The sequence below is a fragment of the Pseudomonas sp. Ps21-P2 genome, assembly GCF_039672565.1.
Classification (GTDB): domain Bacteria; phylum Pseudomonadota; class Gammaproteobacteria; order Pseudomonadales; family Pseudomonadaceae; genus Aquipseudomonas.
On the sequence record NZ_JBDFPL010000001.1, the window covers coordinates 714,527 to 738,225 of the forward strand.

At 63.0% G+C, this 23,699-nt stretch carries 18 protein-coding genes; 5 read left to right on the forward strand and 13 right to left on the reverse strand.

Going from position 1 to position 23,699, the window contains the following annotated elements; translation table 11 throughout:
• Positions 1–20 precede the first annotated feature (20 nt).
• The 5 genes from ABEH28_RS03070 to ABEH28_RS03090 all read right to left on the reverse strand — a co-directional run bounded on the left by ABEH28_RS03070 (position 21) and on the right by ABEH28_RS03090 (position 5,893).
• Positions 21–950, reverse strand: a complete 930-nt coding sequence (locus ABEH28_RS03070; protein WP_346629066.1) for a 2-hydroxyacid dehydrogenase — start codon at positions 948–950, stop codon at positions 21–23.
• Positions 931–2,295 (reverse strand): MFS transporter, encoded by a 1,365-nt coding sequence (locus ABEH28_RS03075; protein WP_346629067.1) that lies wholly within the window; start codon positions 2,293–2,295, stop codon positions 931–933. The genes ABEH28_RS03070 and ABEH28_RS03075 overlap by 20 nt, the downstream gene beginning before the upstream one ends.
• 458 nt (positions 2,296–2,753) lie before the next feature.
• Positions 2,754–3,203 (reverse strand): thiol-disulfide oxidoreductase DCC family protein, encoded by a 450-nt coding sequence (locus ABEH28_RS03080; protein WP_346629068.1) that lies wholly within the window; start codon positions 3,201–3,203, stop codon positions 2,754–2,756.
• On the reverse strand, positions 3,200–4,195 hold the full coding sequence (locus tag ABEH28_RS03085; protein ID WP_346629069.1) for an aldo/keto reductase: 996 nt from the start codon (positions 4,193–4,195) through the stop codon (positions 3,200–3,202). Before ABEH28_RS03085 ends, ABEH28_RS03080 begins: the two co-directional genes overlap by 4 nt.
• Before the next feature lie 66 nt (positions 4,196–4,261).
• Complete coding sequence (locus ABEH28_RS03090; RefSeq protein WP_282372008.1) at positions 4,262–5,893, reverse strand: methyl-accepting chemotaxis protein; 1,632 nt, start codon at positions 5,891–5,893, stop codon at positions 4,262–4,264.
• 410 nt (positions 5,894–6,303) lie between these two features.
• On the opposite strand from ABEH28_RS03090, the gene ABEH28_RS03095 reads away from it, so the two are divergent.
• From ABEH28_RS03095 to ABEH28_RS03115, 5 genes are all read left to right on the forward strand, one after another.
• Complete coding sequence (locus tag ABEH28_RS03095; protein WP_346629070.1) at positions 6,304–7,215, forward strand: LysR family transcriptional regulator; 912 nt, start codon at positions 6,304–6,306, stop codon at positions 7,213–7,215.
• A 106-nt stretch (positions 7,216–7,321) separates the two neighbouring features.
• The gene (locus ABEH28_RS03100) at positions 7,322–8,515 is read left to right on the forward strand and encodes a CaiB/BaiF CoA-transferase family protein (protein ID WP_192173519.1); all 1,194 of its coding nucleotides are present in this window, start codon (positions 7,322–7,324) and stop codon (positions 8,513–8,515) included.
• A complete protein-coding gene (locus ABEH28_RS03105; protein WP_346629071.1) occupies positions 8,512–9,450 on the forward strand; it encodes a hydroxymethylglutaryl-CoA lyase in 939 nt (312 codons plus the stop codon). Before ABEH28_RS03100 ends, ABEH28_RS03105 begins: the two co-directional genes overlap by 4 nt.
• 109 nt (positions 9,451–9,559) lie before the next feature.
• A complete protein-coding gene (locus ABEH28_RS03110; protein ID WP_346629072.1) occupies positions 9,560–10,897 on the forward strand; it encodes an MFS transporter in 1,338 nt (445 codons plus the stop codon).
• A 57-nt stretch (positions 10,898–10,954) separates the two neighbouring features.
• Positions 10,955–11,335, forward strand: a complete 381-nt coding sequence (locus ABEH28_RS03115) for a VOC family protein (RefSeq protein WP_346629073.1) — start codon at positions 10,955–10,957, stop codon at positions 11,333–11,335.
• Between the two features lie 103 nt (positions 11,336–11,438).
• Here ABEH28_RS03115 and tssA read toward each other — a convergent pair whose 3' ends face one another.
• The 8 genes from tssA to tssJ form a co-directional block, all read right to left on the reverse strand.
• Complete coding sequence (gene tssA, locus ABEH28_RS03120; RefSeq protein WP_282372000.1) at positions 11,439–12,539, reverse strand: type VI secretion system protein TssA; 1,101 nt, start codon at positions 12,537–12,539, stop codon at positions 11,439–11,441.
• A 101-nt stretch (positions 12,540–12,640) separates the two neighbouring features.
• On the reverse strand, positions 12,641–13,159 hold the full coding sequence (locus ABEH28_RS03125) for a type VI secretion system tube protein Hcp (RefSeq protein WP_065988935.1): 519 nt from the start codon (positions 13,157–13,159) through the stop codon (positions 12,641–12,643).
• Positions 13,160–13,319: 160 nt separating this feature from the next.
• Positions 13,320–15,815 (reverse strand): type VI secretion system membrane subunit TssM, encoded by a 2,496-nt coding sequence (gene tssM, locus ABEH28_RS03130; protein ID WP_346629074.1) that lies wholly within the window; start codon positions 15,813–15,815, stop codon positions 13,320–13,322.
• Positions 15,812–16,738 (reverse strand): type VI secretion system-associated protein TagF, encoded by a 927-nt coding sequence (gene tagF / locus ABEH28_RS03135; RefSeq protein ID WP_346629075.1) that lies wholly within the window; start codon positions 16,736–16,738, stop codon positions 15,812–15,814. The genes tssM and tagF overlap by 4 nt, the downstream gene beginning before the upstream one ends.
• Before the next feature lie 55 nt (positions 16,739–16,793).
• Positions 16,794–20,732: a type VI secretion protein IcmF/TssM N-terminal domain-containing protein gene (locus ABEH28_RS03140; protein WP_346629076.1), complete on the reverse strand. Its 3,939-nt coding sequence runs from the start codon at positions 20,730–20,732 to the stop codon at positions 16,794–16,796.
• A gap of 30 nt (positions 20,733–20,762) precedes the next feature.
• Positions 20,763–21,560 carry a type IVB secretion system protein IcmH/DotU gene (icmH, locus tag ABEH28_RS03145; protein ID WP_346629077.1) on the reverse strand — a complete coding sequence of 266 codons (798 nt, stop codon included), beginning with the start codon at positions 21,558–21,560 and terminating at the stop codon, positions 20,763–20,765.
• Complete coding sequence (gene tssK / locus ABEH28_RS03150; protein WP_346629078.1) at positions 21,557–22,900, reverse strand: type VI secretion system baseplate subunit TssK; 1,344 nt, start codon at positions 22,898–22,900, stop codon at positions 21,557–21,559. Before tssK ends, icmH begins: the two co-directional genes overlap by 4 nt.
• Positions 22,893–23,678, reverse strand: a complete 786-nt coding sequence (tssJ, locus tag ABEH28_RS03155) for a type VI secretion system lipoprotein TssJ (protein ID WP_244655975.1) — start codon at positions 23,676–23,678, stop codon at positions 22,893–22,895. Before tssJ ends, tssK begins: the two co-directional genes overlap by 8 nt.
• Between the last annotated feature and the right edge of the window lie 21 nt (positions 23,679–23,699).

Consider the following 23,699-nt stretch of genomic DNA (forward strand, 5'->3'; position numbering starts at 1 on the left):
GAGCCGCTGGCGACGTCGGACTAGTCCGGCACGGGCGTGGGCAAGTCTGTGCCGCGGTGCCAGGCGTGGAGGTTGGCCATGACCAGATCGGACATCGCCTGCCGGGTGTCCCACGTGGCGCTGGCCATGTGCGGGGTGAGCAGGACGTTGTCCAGATCAAGCAGCGCAGCGGCGGGGTGCGGCTCGTTTTCGTAGACGTCCAGCGCCGCGCCGGCCAGACGACCTTCGGCCAAGGCCCGGGCGAGGGCGGTTTCATCGACCACGCTGCCACGGCCGACGTTGATCAGATAGCCCTTCGGTCCCAGCGCCTCCAGCACCTGCGCGTCCACCAGATGATGGGTGCTGGCGCCGCCACCGACGGCGACGACGAGAAAATCCACCGCCGCAGCGAGTTCAAGCGCCGACGCGTAATAGGTGAACGCGACGTCCTGTGGCCGGCGCCCGGTGTAGGCGATCGACATGTCGAAGCCTTGGGCGCGACGGGCGATGGCAGCACCGATGCGGCCCAGACCAATGATGCCCAGTCGCGCCCGGCTGACCTTGCGGCTGAAGGCGATGGGGCCATTTGCCCAGGCGCCCGAGCGGGTGAAACGGTCGGCGACCCGCAGGTTGCGCGCGATGCCCAGCATCAAGGCCATGGCGAAATCCGCCACGTCTTCGGTGAGCACATCGGGGGTGTGGGTGACGCGGATGCCACGTTCCCGCGCCGCTGCCACATCGACGCCGTCGTAGCCCAGGCCGAACACGGCAATGACTTCCAGAGCAGGGAGGCTGTCGATCAACTGGCGGCTGACGGTGGATTCGCCATTGGCGACCATGGCGCGGATGTCGGCGGTCGATTCGTCGACGCCGGTGCCGTCCTGATCGGCTTCCACTACCTCGTAGGTCGCGTTCAGCGCGTCATCGAGCATGGCCGGTAAACGGGCAATTTTAAGGAGCCTTGGCTTCATCTAAACCTCTTGGGACAGGCGCAGCAGCGGGAGCAGTTGCGCGGGCGGTGACCGGTGCGGCACGGGGCGCGCGGGCCAGGAACAGTCCCAGCACACCGCCAGCGACCAAAGCTGCGGAGACCAGCAGCAGCGCGTAGTCGTAGCTCTGGGTGGCGTCCTTGATCCAGCCCATGACCGGCGGCAGGCCAAGGCCGGCGATGTTGGCGATGGAGTTGATCAGCGCGATGGACGCCGCAGCGGCAGCACCGGACAGGTATTCGGTGATGGTCGCCCAGAACACCGGCGTCGCGGCCCAGTTCAGACCGACCGCCACCACCAGCAAGCCGTAGGCCAGCCACGGGTTGCTGGTCCACACCGCCAGCGCCAGCAGCACACCGGCGGCCATGAGTGGCAGCGCCAGGTGCCAGCCGCGTTCGCCCTTGCGGTCGGAATGGGTGCCGTTGAAATACATGAACACGCACGCAAACAGGAAGGGCAGCGCCGACATGACGCTGACGGTGAACGATTCCTGGCCGGACACCGACTTGACGATCAGCGGCAGGAACAGCGTGATGCCGATGGTGCCGAACGCCTGCAACAGCCAGAAGAGACTCAACAGCCAGACCTGACGGCTGCGAAATGCGGTCTGCCAAGCGGCATGGTGGGAGATCGGCGAGCTCGCTTGCTCAGCCGCAATGGTGCGGCTCAGCCATTCCTTCTGATCGGCGTGCAGCCAGTGGCTGGTCTGCGGCGAATCCGGCAGGTAGCGCAACACAACGATCCCGAGGATCACCGCCGGCAGGCCTTCCAGCAGAAACAGCCAGCGCCAGCCGCTGACGCCGAAATACCCGTCCAGGTGCAGAAATGCGCCCGACAGCGGCAGGCCGATCACCGACGCCAGGGCGGCGCCGATGTAGAAGAACGACATGGCCCTCGCTCGATCGGTCTTCGGGTACCACTGCGACAGGTAGTAAATGATCCCCGGCGTAAAACCGGCCTCGGCGGCGCCCAGCAGCAGGCGCATGCCGTACAGCTGGTTGGCGCTCTGCACGAAGGCCATGCCCGCCGCGACGATGCCCCAGGTGATCATGATCCGCGCAATCCAGCGCCGCGCGCCGACCCGCGTGAGGATGACGCTGGTCGGGACTTCAAGAAGGATGTACGTCAGAAAGAACAGGCCCACGCCGATGCCATACATGCGAGCGGTCAGGCCCAGCTCGGCATTCATCTGCAACGCGGCGACGGAGATGTTCGACTTGTCGATATACGCGACCATGTACAGCAGCATCAGGAAGGGGATCAACTTGAGGTTGAGGCGCTTCATGGTGCTGGCGTGCAGGCCCGAATCCATTAATGGCTGGGGCATGGGATTTCCTGTTGTTTTTATATAAGGAGCTGCGGGAAGCGAAGACGTCCCACGATAGACGACATATCCTGATACCTCAATATGTGATTATCCGTCCCATATAGTGGGATTTCTCTAGGTGAGCTGACTCGAGATCTCGAGCCATGCTCTAAACGTGTTGGAGTCAGCTTGCTCACGAACGGGCCGGTACATTGGGCCACTTTCTCCGCGGACTGAAGATAGCTTTCGCGAGCAACCTCGCTCCCACAAGATCGCGGAACGGCTTGAGATTTCGAGTGATGGGCAAGGCGTGTGGGAGTGCTCCCACGGGATCGCGGAACGGCTTGGGATTTCGAGTCATGCGCAGGACGTGTGGGAGTGCTCCCACGGGATCGCGGATCGGCTTGAGATTTCGGGCCATGCGCAGGACGTGTGGGAGTGAGCTTGCTCACGAAGACGGCATTTCAGCCGCTGAAGATTTAGCGGTGGTTGAGGGCGTTCTTGCTCAGGAAGCGGCCCGGATGGTCCGCCGCAGGCAAGCGACACGCGTCATAACGGCCAAACAGCTTGTAGCGGTTCAGCGCGATCTTGTCGTACAGCCAGTCGCGCAACACCCTCGGGAAAATCCGCGCCATGAGCAACCAGTGCCACCGCGCGGGCAGGTGGGCCAAGATCTTGAACATCGCGTCCGAGCGCACATAAAAGCGGTCGTTTTCCACCAGCACGATGGTGTTGAACTGGTCCTGGGGCAACCCGGCCCATTTCAGCAGGGCCTGACCCTCGGGCGACTGCACGGCCGCCAGGGTCAGGCGGTGCTCGCGGTCCTGGCTGATGATGAAGGTCGCCCAGCCATTGCACAGTTTGCAGGTGCCGTCGAACAACACGACGGCCCGGCCGGTGGCAAGCCCGGAGTTACCGTTGGGCTTCACGCGAAGCCCGTGACAGCATGGGGAACGTAAGGCGCTTCAAGGCGTTTCACTTCATCATCGCTGAGCACCAGTTCCAGCGCCGCGATCGCATCGTCCAGATGGTGCGGCTTGGAGGCACCGACAATCGGCGCCGACACGCCCCGCTGGGCCAGCACCCAGGCCAGCGCGACCTGCGCCATGGGCACGCCGCGCTCGCCGGCAATGTGCTCGACCACATCAATGACGCGGCCGTCCTCGACTTCCGTTGCCTCGTAAAACGACTGGCCAGAGATGTCGGTTTTCGTGCGTTCGGTTTGCTGACCGTGGGGCCGGGTGAGTCTGCCACGGGCCATCGGGCTCCAGGGCATCAGGCCGACGCCCTGATCCAAGCACAGCGGAATCATCTCGCGCTGCTCTTCGCGGTACACCAGATTGAGGTAGTTCTGCATGGACACAAAGCGGCTCCAGCCATGGGCTGTCGCGACCTGCTGAGCCTTGGCGAACTGCCAGGCGAACATCGACGACGCGCCGATGTAGCGCGCCTTGCCGGCCCGCACCACGTCGTTCAGCGCTTCCATGGTTTCTTCGATGGGGGTGTGATAATCCCAGCGATGAATCTGGTACAGGTCGACGTAATCGGTGCCGAGCCGCGTCAGGCTGGCGTCGATGTTGGCCATGATGGCTTTTCTCGACAGGCCCTGTTCGTTGGGTCGCTTGGAGCCTTCCCACATGTTGGCCGGAAAAAACACCTTGGTCGCGATGACGGTTTCTTCGCGACGGGTGAACTCCTTGAGCAGCTTGCCGACGATGACTTCCGAGGTGCCCGCCGAATAGCTGTTGGCCGTGTCGAAGAAGTTGATGCCTTGCTCGACAGCATGCTTGATGATCGGCCGGCTGGCGTTTTCATCCAGCGTCCACGGGTGCGTGCCGGCATCCGGGTCGCCAAACGTCATGCACCCCAGGCACAGCCTCGACACGTCCAGACCCGTGGAACCCAGCTTTACAAACTTCATGCTTTACCTCCGAAATCATCTGATGCCGCCAACAGGCGGCTCAGTGTTGCGATTCCGCGGGTGCCATTAAGTTCTGAATTGCATCACCAGACCGTTCAGGCCCACCGCCAGTTGCGACAGTTCATTGCTCGCCGCCGAGGTCTGATGGGCGCCGGCAGAGGTCTGCAGTGACAGGTCGCGGATGCTAGTCAGGTTGCGATCGACTTCCCGCGCGACCTGGGCCTGTTGTTCAGTGGCGGTGGCGATGCTGACGTTGCGCTCGTTGATCAACACGATGGCAGTTTTGATTTCGGCGAGGGCACGACCGGCGGCACCGGCCACGTCCAGGCTGACCCGGGCGCGCTCGCTGCTCTGGCCCATGGCCGTGACCGCCTTGTGTGTGCCGCCCTGGATCGAGTCGATCATCTTTTCGATCTCGGCCGTGGACTGCTGGGTGCGGTGGGCCAGGGCGCGGACTTCGTCGGCCACCACCGCGAAACCACGTCCGGCTTCGCCTGCGCGGGCCGCTTCGATGGCCGCGTTGAGGGCGAGGAGGTTGGTCTGATCGGCGATGCCGCGGATCACGTCCAGCACGCCGCTGATGTTCTGCACCTGGCCGGCCAGGCCATTGATCTCATCCGCTGTGCTGCCGACCGAGTCATGCAGCTCGTTGATCGCCGAAATGGTTTCGTTGACCCGCAGGCGGCCCTGTTCCGCCGAGTCGCTGGAATCCCGTGCCGCCGTCGAAGCCAGGGAGGCGTTGTGGGCGACTTCTTCCACCGCTGCGCTCATCTGATTGATGGCCGTGGCGGCCTGATTGATTTCGTCATTCTGACGCTGAACCCCGCGCAGGGATTCTTCAGTCACGGCGGTCATCTCTTCGGAAGTCGAGGCCAGCTGATTAGACGAGTGGCCGAGCTCCGAGAGGGTGTGGCGCAGGTTCTGTTGCATCACCGACAGCGCTTGCAGCAGGCGGCCCGGCTCATCGGAACCGTCCACTTGAATCGGCTTACTCAGGTCATTAGCAGCGATGTTCTCCGCGACGGCCAGGGCCTTGGCGATGGGCGCCACCAGGCTGCGGGTAAACAGCGCAGCCAGGGCGAGGGTGGCAGCGAGGGCGATCACGATGGCGCCAATGATGACATCGCGGGACTGAGCGTAACTTTCATCTGCCGCGACATCCGAGTCCTGCATTTTCTGGTTGCCCAGGTCGGCGATGGTCGCGATGTCCTTGGCGAGGGCGTCGGCCGCGCGGGTCTGTTCCCCGGACGGTTCGGTCAGCGAAACGATAATGTCATCCCGTTTCTGCGCCACGGCGTCGAGAAAGCGCGTGTGCACGGCGAGGTAGGCCTGCATGTCGCGCTCCATCTCGCGGTAGGCGTTCAGGCCACGCTCGGTGATCAGCAATGACCTCAGGCCCTGCACGTCTTTCTCCAGTTCGGCACGGCCCTGACTGACGCGCTTCATGGCGGCGTCGGTGCTGGCGGGGCTTTGTGCGGCGCGCAGGCTGGTGTTGCCGAGGCGGATGGTCAGCAGGTCATTTTTGATGTCGGCGATGGCGAGGAGGGTGGGCAGCACGTTGTCCTGCAGGGCGTCGCGGGCGTCTTTCAGCCTGGACGATTGCATCAGTGAGAACAGTCCGACGGCGGCGATCAATACGGCGAAAAAGCCGAAGCAGATCAGCGAGCGGGGAGCAATGTTGAGGCGTCTGAGGTTCATCTGGGAGCTGTCCGTAGAAAGAGGAATCCCCCTGTTATCGACCTGAATCGGTTCAGCTTGATGGCGGATTATCCTCTTTTTGGCAGAAATGCAGTGTCTGGGCAATCCTTTTGGATGGATGCGGTTGCCGTCGGAGACTCGGACGGCAACCCCGTTATGTCAGCCTCGTGTCGGGAAGGCGTCATTTGTCTCGACGTAAATGGATGGCGCACACGCTGGCATATTCCCGGCTAAAGCCGGTCCCACTAGCACAGCGCGTATCGATAGTGGGACCGGCTTTAGCCGGGAAGGCGTCGGATGGCACGCCGCGAAATTGATCGTGCTCGCCCTGGCCGATTCCCGGCTGAAGCCGGTCTCACCAAGCAGCAGCGCGTGTATGCTTTCGGCCGCGCCCTGATCGAGTACGTCCCATGCTCCATAAAAACCTCATCCGCCGACTCGACCTGATTACCCTCAGGCTGTTCGTTGCGGTGTACGAAGAAGGCACCCTGACCCGGGCGGCGGCGCGGGAGGCGATTGCGGTCTCGGCTGCGAGCAAGCGGCTGCTGGAGCTGGAAGAAGTGCTCGGCATTGGCCTGTTCCTGCGCAATGCCAAGGGCATGCTGTTGACGGCAGCAGGCGAGACGATGCTGCACCATGCCCGGCGGATGCTCTCCGATCTGGAAAAAATGGGACTTGAACTCGACGAGCACCTGCAGGGCATGCGCGGTTATGTGCGGATGCTGGCCAACCTCTCGGCCATCATTCAGTTCTTGCCGGAAGACCTGCACGCCTTCGTGGCCACTCATGAGTTGGTCAAAGTCGATCTCGAAGAGCGGCCCAGCAACGGCGTCGTGCAGGGCTTGGTCGATGGTGTCGCGGACATCGGCATCTGCTCTGAAGACACCGACACTCAGGGCCTTCACAGCGCACCGTATCGCCGCGACGAACTGGTCGTCGTGATGCGTGACGATCACCCGCTGGCCGGGGAGCAACAGGTGGCGTTCGAGGACACCCTCGGCAGTGACTACATCGGCTTGCACGCCGCCAGCTCCATCAACATGCGTACCCAGAACGCCGCTCGCGCCCACGGCAGGCCGCTGCGGGTGCGCATCCACGTGCCGGGTTTCGACGCCATGTGCCGGATGGTCCAGGCCGACATGGGCATCGGCGTACTGCCGCGCAAGGCGTTCGACCTGCTCGGTCCGTCGCTGGGCCTCAGGGCCGTAGGCTTGAGCGATGCATGGGCCCGGCGCACGCTGATTCTGGTGGTGCGCGACACCGCGGCACTGTCGCCGGTCAGCCAGTTGCTGTTCGAGCATCTGCAGCGCCACGGAGGCTGAGCCTTCGCGTTTCGCGAACGGTCGTTGCCAACTGACGGTTGGATTTGCAGAACCCTGTTCCTCTAGTCTTGGCGACAAATTCCAAGAAAGACTCGAGGTCACCGCTATGACAGGCCCCCTTCAAGGCGTGCGCGTCATTGAAATCGGCACACTGATCGCTGCACCCTTTGCCGCCCGCCTGCTGGGCGAGTTCGGCGCCGAGGTGATCAAAATCGAATCCATGGGGCAGGGCGATCCGCTTCGTAAATGGCGAAAGCTGCACGAAGGCACTTCGCTGTGGTGGTACCTGCAGTCGCGCAACAAAAAATCCCTTTCCCTGAACCTCAAATCCCCCGAAGGCATCGACATCGTCAAGCGGCTGGCTGAAAGCGCTGACGTGTTGATCGAAAACCTGCGGCCCGGTGCGCTGGAAAAACTGGGTCTGGGTTGGGACGTGCTCCACGCGCTGAACCCCAAACTCACCCTCGTGCGCATTTCCGGCTACGGCCAGTCCGGTCCTTACCGCGACCGTCCCGGGTTCGGCGCCATTGGCGAAGCCATGGGTGGCATCCGCTACACCACCGGCACGCCGGGCTCGCCCCCGGCGCGAGTCGGGGTCAGCCTGGGGGATTCGCTGGCGTCGATGCACGCGGTGATGGGCGCGCTGATGTCGCTGTTGCGGGTCAAGACCGGCCAGGGCGATGGTCAGGTGGTCGATGTGTCCCTGGCCGAAAGCGTGTTCAACGTCATGGAAAGCCTGGTGCCGGAATACGACATGCTTGGCCACGTCCGTGAGCGCAGTGGCGGCGCACTGCCGGGCATTGCGCCGTCCAACACTTACCCGACCGCCGATGGTGCCTACGTGGTCATCGCCGGCAACAGCGACCCGATCTTCAAGCGCCTGATGCAGACCATTGGCCGCGCCGATCTGGCCGAGGATCCCGAGTTCGCCCACAACGACGGCCGCGCCGCCCAGAGCGACATGCTCGACGGGGCGATCAGCGCGTGGTCGTCGGCCTTGCCCATCGACAACGTGCTCAAGGCGCTTGAGGCGGCCGAGGTGCCGGCGGGGCGGATCTACAACGTCGCGGACATCGTCGCCGATCCTCACTACCAGGCGCGCGGGATGATTCTCGACGCCGATCTGCCGGGCGGGGCCACGGTGAAGATGCCGGGCATCGTGCCGAAACTCTCGGAAACCCCAGGCTCGGTGAACTGGCAAGGCCCTGCGCTGGGGCAGCACACTGACAGTGTGCTCGGCGAGCTGGGCATGAGCGCCGATGACATTGCGCAGCTCAAGCACAGTGGGGTGGTGCAATGATCACCGACTTTTCCCAGCGCCTGATCGTGCAGGAAGTGTCGCCGCGCGACGGCTTGCAGATCGAGCCGACCTGGGTGGACACCGCTGACAAGATCGCCTTGATCGACCAACTTTCTCTCGCCGGTTTCAGCCGAATCGAAGCCGGTTCTTTTGTTTCTCCCAAAGCCATTCCGGCCTTGCGTGACGGGCATGAGGTGTTTCGCGGCATCCGGCGCCAGCCCGGTGTGATCTACGTCGCCCTGATTCCCAACCTGCGCGGTGCCCAGCGGGCCATCGAGGCGGGTGCCGATGAGCTGAATCTGGTGATGTCCGCCAGCCAGACCCACAACCTGGCGAACATGCGCATGGGTTGCGAGCAGTCGCTGGCGGGCTTCGCCGAGGTGGTCTCGCTGGCCTCGGGCACTGGGCTTAGCCTGAACGGCTCCATTGCCACCACGTTCGGTTGCCCGTTCGAGGGCCGCATCGATGAAGACCGTGTGCTGCGGATCGTCGATGACTATCTGGCGTTGGGCATGCACGGCATTTCCCTGGCCGACACCACTGGCATGGCCAACCCCCGTCAGGTGTTTTCGCTGGTGCAGGGCGTGCTTGCGCGCGTTCCGGCATCGGCGCTGACGCTGCATTTTCACAACACCCGCGGCCTGGGGCTGAGCAATGTGCTCGCCGCTTACGAAGCGGGGGCGCGGCGCTTTGATGCCTCGCTGGGCGGGCTCGGTGGCTGCCCGTTTGCGCCGGGTGCATCGGGCAATATCTGCACCGAGGACCTGGTGAATATGTGCGATGAGATGGGCATCGAGACAGGCGTTGACCTGGCGCATCTGCTCGTCCTGTCGCGCGGTTTACCGGAGCTGCTGGGCCATGAAATGCCGGGGCAGGTGGCCAAGGCAGGGCGCAACCGTGATCTTCACCCGGCGCCGGAAAATCTGCCCGGCTGACGCGGCGCCCGTCCCGGTTTTCCCCCACAAACGCGCGCACTCCGCTGCGTACGCGTCCAGACAACAAAAACAATAGGGCTCTCTCAGGGAGTCCATCTGGAGTATTGCAATGACCGTCTCTGTTCTGACCCCGAACAGCAGCCTCGCCGAGGTTGTAAGCGCCGAAAAGGCACTGATCCGCAAGGTCGCCTGGCGTTTGATGCCGTTGATCATGGTCTGCTACCTGTTCGCGTTTTTTGATCGCATCAACATCAGCTTCGCCAAGTTCCAGCTGCAGACGGATCTGAGCCTGAGCGACACCGCGTACGGGCTGGGGGCGAGCCTGTTCGTCATCGGCTACGTGCTGTTCGAAGTGCCGAGCAACATCATGCTGTACAAGGTGGGGGCGCGGCGCTGGATTGCCCGCATCATGATGTCGTGGGGCGTCGCCACGGCGCTCATGGTCTTCGTCACCGCCGAATGGCAGTTCTATGTGCTGCGTTTCATCATCGGCGCCATGGAAGCGGGGTTCGCACCGGGCGTGCTGTTTTACCTGACGCTCTGGTTCCCGCAGACCTACCGGGGTCGCATCACGTCGATTCTATTCCTGGCGTCGGCCTTCGCCGGGTTGCTTGGCGCGCCGGTCTCGGGGCTGGTGCTCGGTCATATGGACGGCGTGATGCAATTGCGTGGCTGGCACTGGCTGTTCCTCCTCGGTGGCCTGCCTTGCATTGCCCTCGGTTTCGCTGTGCTGAAGCTGCTCAAGGACCGTGTCGCGGATGCCCACTGGCTGACCGACGACGAGAAGACCTACCTCTCCAGCCGCATCGCCGAGCATGAGCCGAACAAGCAGGGCGGTTCGCTGCTGACCGCGCTGAAAATGCCGGGCTTCCTGATGCTCGGGCTGATTTATTTCCTGATTCAGGTGGCGTCCTACGGCCTTAACTTCTGGGCGCCGCAGCTGATTCGCAGCGCCGGCGTCGAAAGCCCTGTGATCATCGGGCTGCTCACGGCCATTCCGTATATCTTCGGCGCCGTCAGCATGATCGTTGTCGGACGTCTCTCGGATGCCAGCGGCGAACGCCGCAAATTCGTCTGCGGGCTGATGGTGCTTGGGGCCATCGGCTTCTTCAGCGCGGGATTTTTTGCCCAGCACACCAGCCTGCTGATCGTCTCCCTGGCCATGCTCGGTGGCGGGATCGTCGCCGCCATTCCGGCATTCTGGACCCTCCCGCCCAAGCTGTTGGCGGGCGCAGGTGCCGGCGCTGCGGGCGGTATCGCGCTGATCAACACCCTGGGGCAGTTTGGCGGCATCGTCAGCCCGGTGATGGTCGGCGGGATCAAAGACCTCACCGGCACCACGACGCCCGCGCTTTACGTCATCGGCGTGAGCAGCCTGATCGCGGCTGGCCTGTTAATGTGGGCATTGCCGCAGAAGCTGAGAATGCTGGACAAGAACGAACACTGAGGTCGGTGCCGAAGGACTGCCTCACGGTCTACCCATTTAGCCCACGGAGCGCACGCAATGATTGAGCACCTTGACCATCTGGTCCTGACCACCGTGGACGTGGGGGCCTGCAAGGATTTCTACGTTCGCGTCATGGGCATGCAGCTGGAAACCTTCGGCAGCGGCCGCCTGGCGTTTCGCTTTGGCAACCAGAAGATCAACGTTCACGAGCGCGGTCACGAGTTCGAACCCAAGGCTCACCTGCCGGTGCCCGGCGCGCTGGACCTGTGCTTTATCGCCAGCCACAGCCTCGACGCGGTGATCGCGCACTTGCAGGCGCAGGCGTGGCCGATCGTGGAAGGGCCGGTCCAGCGCACCGGCGCGACGGGGCCGATTCGGTCGGTTTATGTGCGTGACCCGGACCTGAATCTGATCGAGATTTCCGAACTGATGGGCTGACAGGCTGACAGCGCTGGTCGTGCCCACAGGATCTTCGCCCACCTGTAACGGTTGCGGCGGCGTCATTTTTGATGAGCGTTCGGTTGCCCGTCTGGGTTTCGTGTCAGCCCTTCGGCTCTTTCGTCCCCAGCACATCACGAATGCTGTCGACCACGTTGCTGTCCTTGATGACGTCGTTGAGCCAGCCTTCCAGCGGCATGTTGCCCCATTTGATCGCGCGTTCGATCAGGTACGGCACCGGGCTTTGTGGCTCGGTCTGTTTGAAGAACTGGGCGACGCCGGCGAGCATGGTGAAGGCTTCGTCGCGGGTCAGCGGCGTGGTGCGCAGTGGCGCCGACGCGGTGTCTTTCACGGTGATGGTCATGGCAGGCCCCGCAGCAGGTTGATCGGCCGGTTCGGCGACAGGTTCGGCGGTCGGCTGGGCAGGGGCGGGATTGATTTCCACGCCACGGTCCTTGAGCAGTTTTTCAGCCAGTTGCGCGGCGCGTGAGAGGATCTCGCTCAAACCGGCAAAGCTTGGCGCCTCAACACCGAACAGGCGATCCGCCGTGGCTTGCAACTGCCGGCAGGCCTGCAGGCTGTCGGTGATTTCCGATGCCTTGCGCAGGAAGTGCTCGGTGTCGGTCAGCACCACCGAACGCTGGAAGATTTCCGCGTTGATCTTGCCTTCGTCCAGTGCGACGCGCATCGCCTGCGGATTCTGCAGGGCCAGGTTTTCGATGTGCCGGGACTCGTCATAACGCAGCAGGCCGAACTGATCGCCCTGGGTGATCGGCAGTCCGCCGACCACATCGGCCAGGGTGGTTTTCAGCCAGGCCAGGCGTGCCGCGCGCTCTTCCAGGCCTTCGTCCAGCGCCGGGTACAGGTCATCCCAGAAGCGCTCAAGAATCCGCTCGGCCAGGGTCAGGCCGAAGGTGATGCCGAGAAAGTGGTATTTGTGCGCCAGGGCTTCACTGAGCCAGGCGACCAGCATCAAATCCTTGCTCTGTTGAGCAAGGCCTTGTGCAGCCAGGGTGATCGTCAGGTCCCAATCCGAGGATTTCAGATCGGTCTGCCAGTCACCCTGGGTCAAGTAATCAGGGTCCGCTCGACGAGCTTCCTTGACGTTGTCGAACAGCGTGGAAAAGCTCAGGTCTTCGCCGCTTCCTCCATCGATCGGCGCTGTCAGTTCGGTCAGTGAAAGGTCGTTGAGAAATTCAGACATGGTCAACTCGGGATAAGAAAAAAGAACACCGCGCCGATCCAGCCGACGCGGTGTTGAATACGGCCCGCTGCGCCAGGCAACGGACCGCTGTGACTACTCGATCAAGCGAAAACCTTGTTCGCAGTACGGTCCCAACCGCCAGTGACGTTACCGCCACCCTGGCCATCGGCACGGCTCTGCTGGGTGTACGTGGTTTTGATGCGAGCGAAGTTGAAGCTGATTTCTTCGATCGGCAGGTCGCTGACGGCTTTGTCTTCGCCATCCTGACTGCCACCGGCAACGGCCTTGACCGACGACACCACAACCTCTTCCAGGTTGATGGTCAGGTAGGTCAGCTTGTCGCCGCCCGCACGGTTGACGTTCAGCTGGATCTTGGCGATGTGAGTGCCTTTGCAGCACGCTTCGAACAACTTTGCAGACGCTTTGTCGACTGCTTTGCGGATGCTGAAATCGCTCAGTGCAACACGCTCGGAGGACGCACCGCCCGAAGAGCTGGCAGTCGCCGACGTCGCTTGGGTGGCGCCGTACTCGTAGCCGAGTACTTCGATCCAGTCCTTGTGCTTGTCATCCAGAACTTCGCCTGGAATGCCGTCGATCTGAATATATGCGTCAAATGCCATTTCTTGATTCTCCTTACTTACAGGTTGGGGCTAGCCGCCCAGCGGCCAGGTCACGCCCCTTGATTTGACCCCTCTGAAGCGTCAGAGGAATCGGTTGCCGCTGCCCGGGCCTTCATGCAACAGGGCCCTGGCGTCGGGTTCTTCAGATGCCTGCGCCCAATCAGTTGAGCGCACGCACTTCGATTTCTACGCGCCGGTTCGGCTCAAGGCACTGGATCAACTGCGCGCGCGGCTGCTGCATGTCGCACTTGACCAGCGGCTTCTCGCTGCCTTCGCCAACGGCTTCCACCAGCTCGGCGGGCACGCCCTTGCCGACCAGATAGGTCTTGATGGTTTGCGCCCGCTGCCTGGACACCTGCAGGTTGCCCTGACGGTCGCCGAGCTGGTCGGCGTGACCGGCGATGACGATCTTGCCGATATTCGGCGTGCTCAGCAGCTTGCCGGCGATGGCGCTCAACTGGCTCTGGCCCTCGGTTTTCAGGCTCTGGAAATCGGCACGGCCGAAGGCGAACAGGGTGTCCGATTCCAGGGTGATGGTCTCGATGGAGCGCAGTGACTGCGAGAGCAGGCTGTTGATGTAATTGCGCGAACTGGAGGTCAGGAACGCGTTGTCGAGAATCCTCGGCACGTCCGGTTCGTGGATCTGGTCGCTGTAGAAATTGACCTGGCGACTGGCAAGCTCGTAGTCCGTGCCCGAGTTGGTCGCAGCGCCGGTCGCGCCGATGGTTTTGCCGGTCTGCTTGGCGATGGCCGGGTACCAATAGTCAGGGATCTTCGCCTTGAGAAAAGCCGGATCGGCTTTTTCCCGTTGGGAGCGCGAGAGCTGAACGTAGGTCTCCAGGGTGGCCTTGCCAAAGTCGGCGATCGACTGCGCGCGGTTGTCGTTGGGCAGGGCGCGCGGCTCGACGCTGTCGACACCGGTGACCGGCATCAAGTCCTTGGCGTTGCGCTGGTAGACCTTGATCGTGGTCAGCAGGTACAGCGAGCGCGTGAGGTTGTCGGCAGTCGGCTTGAGCATGACCGTTTCCAGCCGGCTGAAGTAACGCGCCCGCACCAGCGGCTCGACGTTGTAGCCCTGATAAAGGCCCAGACGCAGGCGCAGCGGCACGCCCTGATCATGGTGGCGGACGTAGTAATCGGCGGTCCGGACACGCAAGCGGTCAAGGGTTTGCCAGTCGGTGTACTGCCCCGGCGTCGCGTTATCCTGGGCTGCCGCAGCGGTCAGCTCGGAAGACAGCGTCTGGATCTCGGTCTTGTTGTTCCAGAACGACCAGCCCCACGCGCCGCACAGCAGCAGGGCGATAAGGCTGGCGCCGCCGACCCACGCGGCCTTGCGACGGCGTTCGCGAGCGTTGCTGGTGTACAGCGCCACCAGATGCTGGTCGGGGATGATCACTTTGCGGAACAGGCTGTTGATGAACAGCGGCTGAGGCTGGGCCTGGCCGTGGGCGGTTGCCTGCTCGGCTTCGAGGGAGAACCGTTCGCTGACCTGACGGGTGTGGCCCCCCAGTTCCGGCGCGTCGGCATCCAGTGCGCTGGTGAAGTAGAAACCGCGCAGCAGCTCGGCGTTCTGATACGGATTGGCGCGCAGCAGGGCGTCGACGAACAGTTGCAGCCGGGGCTTGAGCGCCGCGAGTTCCAGCGGGAAACGGTAGACCGCCGAGTCGCGACGGGTGATCTGGATGTCCTGCAACACCAGTTGCTGGCTGGCCACTTCCTTCCAGTAGTTGACCAGCTCGTCCATGGCCACGCCGAAACGCTGGGCCCAGTCGGCTTTTTCATAGTCCTTGTGGGGGAAGGTCTTGCCCATCACTTCGCCACGGCCCACCTCGTCGAGCTGGCGATAAAACGGCGCGAAACCGGGGACCAGGTCGCACTTGGTGAAGACCAGATAAATCGGCAGGCGCACTTCCAGCAGCGAGTAGGTTTCCTGGATGCGCTCACGCAGGCGCTTGGCCAGACGTTCCTGATCTTCCAGCGAGGCCTGCAGGATGTCGTGGATGCTCACCGTCACGATCAGCCCGTTGAGCGGGCGACGCTGACGGTGCTGGCGCAGCAGTTGAAGGAAGCCGCGCCATTTACCGGCTTCCTCCTGATCGGTCATGTAGCGGCCGGCGGTGTCCAGCAGCACCGCTTCGGAGCTGAAGAACCAGTCGCAATTGCGGGTGCCGCCCAAGCCGGCGACGCGCACGCCTTCACGCTCGGCGTAGGGGAAATTCAGGCCGGATTGATAGAGCATGGTGCTCTTGCCGGCGGCTGGTTGACCGACCACCAGGTACCACGGCAGGGCGTACAGCGCGTCTTTGGCACGGGTGCCGCGCGGGGTGTTGCTGCGCAGGCGATCGATGCTTTGCAACAGGCGTTCGCGCAGCAGGCTGACCTCTTCGCGGTCCGCGGGGCTGGCGTTCAACACCGCCTGATCGGCGTCGTCGCGCAGCAGCCCTTCGAGGTTGTGCTGCCGCGAAGTGCTCCGGTAGAGATACAGCACGTAGCCGATCGACAGCAGCAAAAACACGCCGATGCCGGTCAGCAGGCTGCCCAGGGAACTGAAGTCCAGCGCGCGGCCCAGCCCCCAGACGATGAAGATCGTCAGGAAGAAGCACACCCCCAAAATGTAGGGTTGGTAACGCAGCAGGTAATACTTGAGCTTGTTCATACAGACTTCACATCCAGCGCGTCGACAAAACGGTCGATGACGTCATAAAGGGGGCGTTCGGTGTCGGGAAACTGAGGCGGGCGGTGGTGTTCGTCGAATGCCGCGAAATCCGCCAGCACGTCGTAATGCTCCGGCCGTTCGGCCGGGTCGGTCAGGGCCGTGTACAGGCCGGTGTTGCTGCGCGACGGGAAGCACAGCAGCTTGGGCCGCATGAAGTCATCGGCCAGCACGCTGACCTGGGGCGACACACGGCCGGTTTTCATCCGCGTCAGCCAGTCGACCCACAGGTCCGCGGTCGGGTTCTTCAAGCCGCGTTCTGCAGGCAGCGGCAGGCTGATGCCCGGCGCCTGTGCCTGATTCAGCGGGCGGCGCAGCGCATGCAGGCGGGTCAGCACGGCATTGGTGACGAACTCCGGCCAGGAATGACCCAGCGCCGTGGCGATGTCCCGCAGGTTGAAGTTGCGCAGGAATTTCTCGTGCACCTGGCGGAACAGGGCGAAGTCCTGCCCCTGCAACGGGCGCAGGGCCTTGATCCGCTCGAACAGCACTGCCGATCGCTCGCCCTGGGCACCGAGGTGCAGCAGCGGCTTGATCTGCGCGCAGAACAATTCGCTCAGGGTGAACGGGTTGACCAGCGGCCCGCCATCCCCCGCCTTCACGGACTGGAAGATGAACAGCGGGTAACGGCGCTGGCTGGAATCCATCGAACTGACCAGCCCGCCCAACAACCAGTTGCCCGAGCGCGCGCGGTACGAGAAGAAGCACAGCGGCAGGCGATCGAATCGCGCCTGCCAGTCTTCCTGCGAATGAATCGCCGCCAGCGACCCCTGCAGCCAGCCATCGAACTCGCAGACGTCATCCGCCGCGCCGTGCAGGCTGACGAAGTCCGCGCTCGACGGCAGCTTGCCGAAGCAGCCGATCATTGACGGCGCTCCCGGCGGTTCACACCGCAGCGTGCAAAGAACAGCGCGCCGCTCATCACTTCGCCGATCCTTGCGCCACGTCCTTGGACGGCGTGTTCAGCGCGCTCAGGGATTTGACGTTGGCCAGGTCAGTCAGCTTGACCCCGCCATAGTTGCGCACCGCGAGGCTGACCTGACCGTTGGCAGTGTTCCAGCTGAAGCGCTGCTGGATGCCGTCGAGGTCATCAACCCGCGCGCTGTCGTTCATGCGCAACAGGCCCCAGCGACCGGGGTAGTCGAACACGGTGATGCGCTCGCCCGTCAGCGTCACGACGTCCAGACGTGCGCCCGGCGCTGTGGTGGTGCCCGGCCAGGAGAAGCGGCTCCAGCTGGTCTTGCCGTTGCGGTAATGCTGAACCTGACCGTCGAGGGTGAAGATGATGTCGGTGAAGAACGCCGACGGTTCCAGCATGATTTCGAAGCCGTTTTCCTTGTCCGACAGGCTGGCGATGACCTGGCCCAGGGAGCTGGCTTTGTCGATGCTGGTGACCATGTTCGGGTTGACCAGCGGCGCGGTCTTGGCGCCGCTGCTCATGCCCAGGCCTTCACCGCCGGACAGGTTGCCGATCTCGTTGCGCTTGAAGTTCGGCAGCAGGCCGGACTCGGGATCGACAAAACGCTGCAGGTCCTTGACCGAAGCTTCGTTGCGACTGCCGGCGGCGATCGGGTAACGGTGCGCCATGACCTGTTCCCACGGCTTGGCAATCTGCTGCGCCCACGCCTTGGCGATCTGCTGGCCGGCCGGGTCACGCAGGGTTTCCCAGGCGAACTGGATCGGCAGGCTGAACAGACCCTGCAACGATTCGGACAAGCCGCCCTGGCTGGTATCGACCGTGGTCTCGACGTAGTTGCGCACGTTGGTGACTTCGCTCGGCTGACCTTCGAGGGTTTCGCTGATCAGCTGTTTGCTGCTCTTGCCGACATCCTGGGAGCGCTGGATGTTGTTCATCCGCACCTTCAGTTTGCGCAGCGCCGCCAGGTAACGATCCATGATCGTGCTGTCCGCACCCTCGGCGTTCTGCGTCGCGAAGACCCGCGACACCGGTTCGAAGCGCTGGGCCAGGCTGCCGTCATCCACTGCTGGCAGTGGGGAAAGCATGGCTGCGGTCGGCACTTGCGGGCCGCTGACCAGTCCGGTGACCTTGCTCCAGAAATCATCAGCCTTCGGCGTGCCGGGCTGTTGATTGACCTGGGGCGCAGGCACGTCCCACTGGGTGTTGTCGTTGACCCCGGACAGCAGGATTTTCACCGGCGAATTCTGCACGTCGCTCAGCAGCGACAACTGTTGCGTGGCGTTGGCCATGTCGGTGAAGTGGCGCACGCCGACGCTGCTCAGCAAGGTGTACCAGGACTGGGCGTAGTCACGCTTGTAGCGCGCCATGAACTCGCGCATGAAGTTGGCTTTCTGGATGATGCTGTCGCCGCCGTCACCGTCGAGCACCCAGTCGGACTCGTTGCGCAGGTTGCTCGACATCAGCTTGATCAGCTCGGGTTTGACGAAACCGTCCCAACCCTGGCGGGTGAAGATCGCCGGCACCGCTTCGCTGCCATAGAGCAACTGGCGACCGGGCAGCGGCACCAGCTCGTTGAGGCCCACGGCCGGGAATTGCCGACTGGCTTCCAGTTGCAGGCGCAGGTATTCACGGTCCACCAGCGAGCTGGAAATCATGAAAGACTTGAGGCTCTTGCGGGTTTCTTCGACCAGTTGATCGTTGCGGGGCAGGGCAGGGGCCTGACCGGTTTTGAGCAACTGCACGTACATCGGCACGTTGTCGGCGATCACCTCGTCGCTGACCGGGCTGTTCGCCGACGCCGTGTTGCTCCAGGCGACGGGCAAGGCAGCGCTGACGAATTCCGGGTCCGAATGGGCGTTGGGTTGCGTCAGCATCAGGTACAGCTTGAGCGAATTGTAGGACTCGATGATCGACGCGACTTGCTGCTCATCCAGACGGCCGAGCATTTCTTCGGACAACGACAGCCCGCCGGTGGTGGCCGACAGTTCCGCCGCGTCACTGGCCGTGGCCGGGTTGCGCAGGTCGGCGAGGGCCGCTTCGCGGGTTTTGGTCACGTTGCTGCGCACGGCGCCTTTAACGCGGCTGCCGACATCGCCGACGCTGCGCGGAATGCTGCTCAGGCTTGGCTTGCCGGTGTTGGCGGCAAAACTGCGCACGCCGCGATCGGCCAGCTTCTGGCCCTTGTCGTTTTTACCGCCAGCCTTGCCGCTTGATTTACCAGCAGTGGCACCGAGTTCGTTCTGCGGGTCCACGGATTTGGTGAACTCGTTGAACGCACGCATCTGCATTTGCAGCTTCAGGGCGACTGGCTCAAGGGCCTGGCTGCGCAGTTGCTGCAGATACGCCGATTGCGCGGCAGCAAAGATTTCGTCACCGCGATACAGGCCGGCACTCAGTTGCAGCGGCACGCCCTTGGCGCGGTGCTTCTCGATTTGCGCCAGTTCATGGCGCAGCAGTTCCAGGCCTTCGCCTGCCGCCATGCGCTGGGCGCGGTCGGGCGCATCCTGCAGCTCGGTCAGCTTGTCCTGCAGGGCGGCGATCCACTCGCGGTTGTGCTGAAACGACAGCGCCTGCCAGCCAATGAAACCGAGACCGGCGAGCAGCGCGGCGGCAATGACCACCGGAGTCATCGACCTGTCGCGGCCGTCGCGGGACTGATACGAGATCAAGTCGCGATCGGGAAAAATCACCCGGCGGAACGTGTCAGTGATGAAGTAGCTGCGGTCGCCAGTCTTCCGGCCATTGGCCTGCGCGGCATTCGCGCTGTCGCTGGCCGGCTGCAGGGCAAAGTCTTCGGCCAGATCGTCGTCGAACACCTGGCTCAGTTGCTCGGCGGTCTGCAGCGCGCTGGTGAAATACAGGCCGCGCAGCAACAGCGGGCTGCCGTGGCTGGCGGGCTGGGTGAAGTGCTCGAGGAAGGGCACCAGCACGCCTGACAGATCGGCAAAGTAGTTCGGGAAGTTGAGCAGCGCGCTGTTGGCGTCGGAACCGAGCCTGATCATCTGCGCGTCGACGTGACGCTGAACGCCGTTGTGCAGGTTCTTCAGTTTGCTGTCGAGGACTGTCTTCAAACCCTGTGTGCGGATTTCCGACAGCGCGAAGGTCATGCCCAACGGCTGCTGGCGCTCGTTCAGGTCCAGACCGTCGAAGGCCTGATTGAAGCCCGGCAACTGGTCGGTCTTGCTCAGCATCAGGTAGATCGGCGGATGGGCGTCGAGGCTGCGGCTGTACTCCTCGATGCGTGCGACCAGCTGGATCGCCATTTCCGCACGTTCATGGGCGGTGGCTGCCAGCAGCTCCGGCAGGCTGACCACCAGCACCAGACCATTGATCGCGGTTTTCTTGCGCTGCTTTTTCAGCAGTTGCAGGAAAGCGGTGAATTCGCTGGCGGCCGAGTCCTCGGCCAGGTAACGCCCGGCCGTATCGATGAGCACAGCCTCAGGGCTGAAATACCAGTCGCAGTGGCGGGTGCCGCTTTCGCCGCTGCTCTGGCCACTGGCGGTGGTGGCCGAGAGCCCCGAGCGGGTGAGCAGCGAAGTCTTGCCGGCCGCCGACTGCCCGATGACCAGGTACCACGGCAACTCGTACAGAGCCGATGAACCGCCCCCACCTGCCGAGCGATCGGCGCGGAGCATGGTGATCGCGTGCTTGAGGCGGTCGCGCAGCACTTGCTGGTCGCGGAAGTCGCCGTCGGCCGGCAGTGAGCGGTCAACTTCGTGATGCACCAGTTTTTCGAGATTGCGCTCTTTCTGAATGCGTCGTATCTGACGGATAAAGCCGACGAAGATGTAAAACCCGCTCACGATGAGCAGGGTTTGCAGCAGGTATTCCCGCGACCATTGGCTGCGTGCCGCCATGACCACGCAGGCGACGAGGCTTATCAGCCACAGCGTGATGACGAGGAACCAGAAACTTTTTAGAGCGCGAAGTAGTGTTTTCATGTCTTCCTGACTCGCTTACCCGAGCAGTGCTCAGGCACTGAACAATTGGCTGATGTGTTCGGACAATAAGGCAACGTCCTTGCCCAGCAGCCAGTCCAGCGTCAGGTAAACCGCCAGACAGACCAGCGCGATCAGCGCCAGGTAAACCCACACCGGCACCTCGTGACGCAGCATCTGCGAAACCTGATCGGGCAGCGCCCAGTCCGGCGACAGCGCTTTGGGGGTCTTGCGATAGCGGGCGATGTCCTGACCGAGTGTGTTGGCCAGATAGCGCAATTGATCCTTGCCTTCACCGACGCTGAATTTGCCCTCGAAGCCTAGGGCCAGGCACAGGTGATACACCTCGAGCACGTCGAGGTTGCGTTTGACGTCGGCGCGCAGGGTTTCGATCTTGTCGAAGAAACCTTCGCCCGCCAGGTGCACGCCGAAGTGACGGAACTGCAGCGGCGACACTTCGATGTGCCGGCGCAGCTCGTTGACTTTCTCCGCCGGCGCCGCCAGTGCGGCGGTGGCTGAAGCGGGCGACTCCTCGGCTTTTGCCACGATCGGTTCCACAGGCATTTTGGCCCGCAGCACGCTTTCGTCGAGAAACGCGCACAACGCGTATTGCGTGTCCTTGACCTGCTCGACGCTGTAATTCGAGGCGCGGGCTTCTCGCTCCAGGTTGGCGAAGAAGGTGTCGACGCTCTCCTCGAACGCGCTGACCGAGGTCACTTGACGGCCACGACGCAGGATCAGCGCCATGCTGATGAAATCCTGCACCAGGTCTTTGAGGGTCGGTTTTGGCTGGTCGGCGGCCATGGCGCCTTGCATTACGGCTTCGCTCATTTGAGTACTGCCATCAGTTCAAGCTTGAGGTTGGTGAAAGCGCTGGGTGCGTAGAACGAGATCGCCTGGGCGCTCATCATGCGTTCGTAGACCCGGCCATGGGGTTCGATGGAGAAGTAGTGGTTGTCCAGACGCACCGGAATGGCGTTGGGCAATCGCGTCGAATGGTTGAGCGTGGCGCCGGGCATCGCGCTGTTGACCACCACTTCGATGTCTTCCGGGGAGCCGACCTTGACCGCGCGCGGCACCAGTTCCAGTAGGCTGGAGCCGGGCATGTCGGCGTGCACGGAAATATAGAAATCGGCATCGACCAGTCGCGGATCGTGCAGCTGACCCTGCCAGTACGACGGTTTGGTCTGGGTCAGGTTGATGACGATGCACTGGTTCGGGATGACGTTGTCCAGCAGCGTGCGGATCATCTGGTCCAGCGTGACCAGCGACGCCGCCGGGTCGTGGTGGTTGTACTCGGGGATGTCGTTGAGCTCGACCTCCAGCGAGAAGGTCAGCAAACCACCGGCCAGCTCTGCGAGGAACAGGTACAGACGCTCCGGGTGCAGACGCGGGTGGGCCAGCAGGTGCGCCAGATTCGGGTACGCGCGGTTGACCGTGTTGAGCAGCCAGAACAGCGTGACGTCGCTGGAGCCGAATTCGGCGATCTGGTCGGCACGTTCGCGGCGGCGGCCCGACAGCGCCTTGCTCTTCGAATGCAGGGCGCCGAGCAGACGTTTGCCCAGGCCGATCAGGGTTTCGTGGGTGCCCAGGTGCAGGGTCGGGTGCACGAAATGGGTGTCGAGGCTGAAGCCGCCGATGTTGTTGCGCGACAGCCGCGCGATCGGGCAGTAGCTGTAGCCGTCCAGCGAGTCGCCGTCGATCAGCATGACCACGTTCAGGCGCAGGCTGGTGATCTCGTTTTCCAGATCGCCCTCGTTGAGGTCGGGCAGGGTGTCGAACTGCTTGCGGAAACGCCGCGCGCTTTTCTGCTCCTGGCCGTCTTCGACGTAATTGAGGCCGAACGGCTCCGGCAGTTTCAGTGCTGCGTAGACCTTGAAGTCATTGCCTTTGAGCAACTCGCGCAGATCCCGCGCCGCCGGCAGAGGATCGTGTGACGGCGCGTCGAACAGGCTGCCGTCGGGAAATACCAGTTTCAGCCGCTTGAATTGCAGGGATCCGCCGGCCAGCGCTTCTTCGTCGATCTGCATGGCCTGCACGCCCCAATGGAAGGGCGTGCTGCGCAGCGTCGATTCGGCCAGCTGGTGCTGATGGAATTCATCCTGATACTGGAAGTGCTGCGGCAGAAGAAACATGCCTTCGGACCACATCACGCGGCTCTGCTTACTCATGAACGCCTTCCACTAATGAATCGAACTTTGACTGCACGCCTTTCTGTGCGCTCTGTTGCGCAGAGTCCACGGCGGTGTCCTTGGCCTTTTGCACCATCGCGTCCTGCACCTGTTGGCTCAGGGGCGGATTGCCCGCATTGGCGGCGGGCTCGGCCGTGGGCATGACGTTGCTTTTGGCGAACTGCGCCTCGGTCTGCGGCTTGTTCAGCACGTCGTTGCCACGCACCGCCAGCACATGGTTGTTGTCGACCAGCACACGCAGGCCGTCGGAGGAAAACCAGATACCGTCCTTGCGCAGCGAGTTGGCATCGAAGGCGACTTTCCAGTGGCTCTTCTCGTCGGAGCGGAAGAACGCAGCGATGCCGACATAGCCGGTGGCCTTGTTCAGCGGCCACTGGTCGATCTGGCCCATGCCCGGCAGCAACGTGATTTCCTGGCTGTCGATGAGCGTGTTACCGAGGGCCTGCTGCGGGTTGTCCCACAGCGAATCGGCGTCGATGGACGCAAACCGCTCCAGCGCGGTGAGCTGATAGACCCGCAGCACAACCGACAGCGGCCGGCCGCTTTCATCGGGATTCAACTGGTTGCCGCCGTCGGCCGTCAGGATGACTTTTTCCTTGTCGCCGAACAGCATGTCGCCGGCCCACGTGTCATCGACGCGCTTGCTGGCCCGGTCGGTGATGCCGCAGGCGGTGAGCGCCATCACGACCGTCAAAAGGGTCACACGGGTGGCCCAGCCGGCCCCGGCGCAAAGACGTTCCCTGTTTCGCATGTTCATGACTGCTACCTATGAATGCTC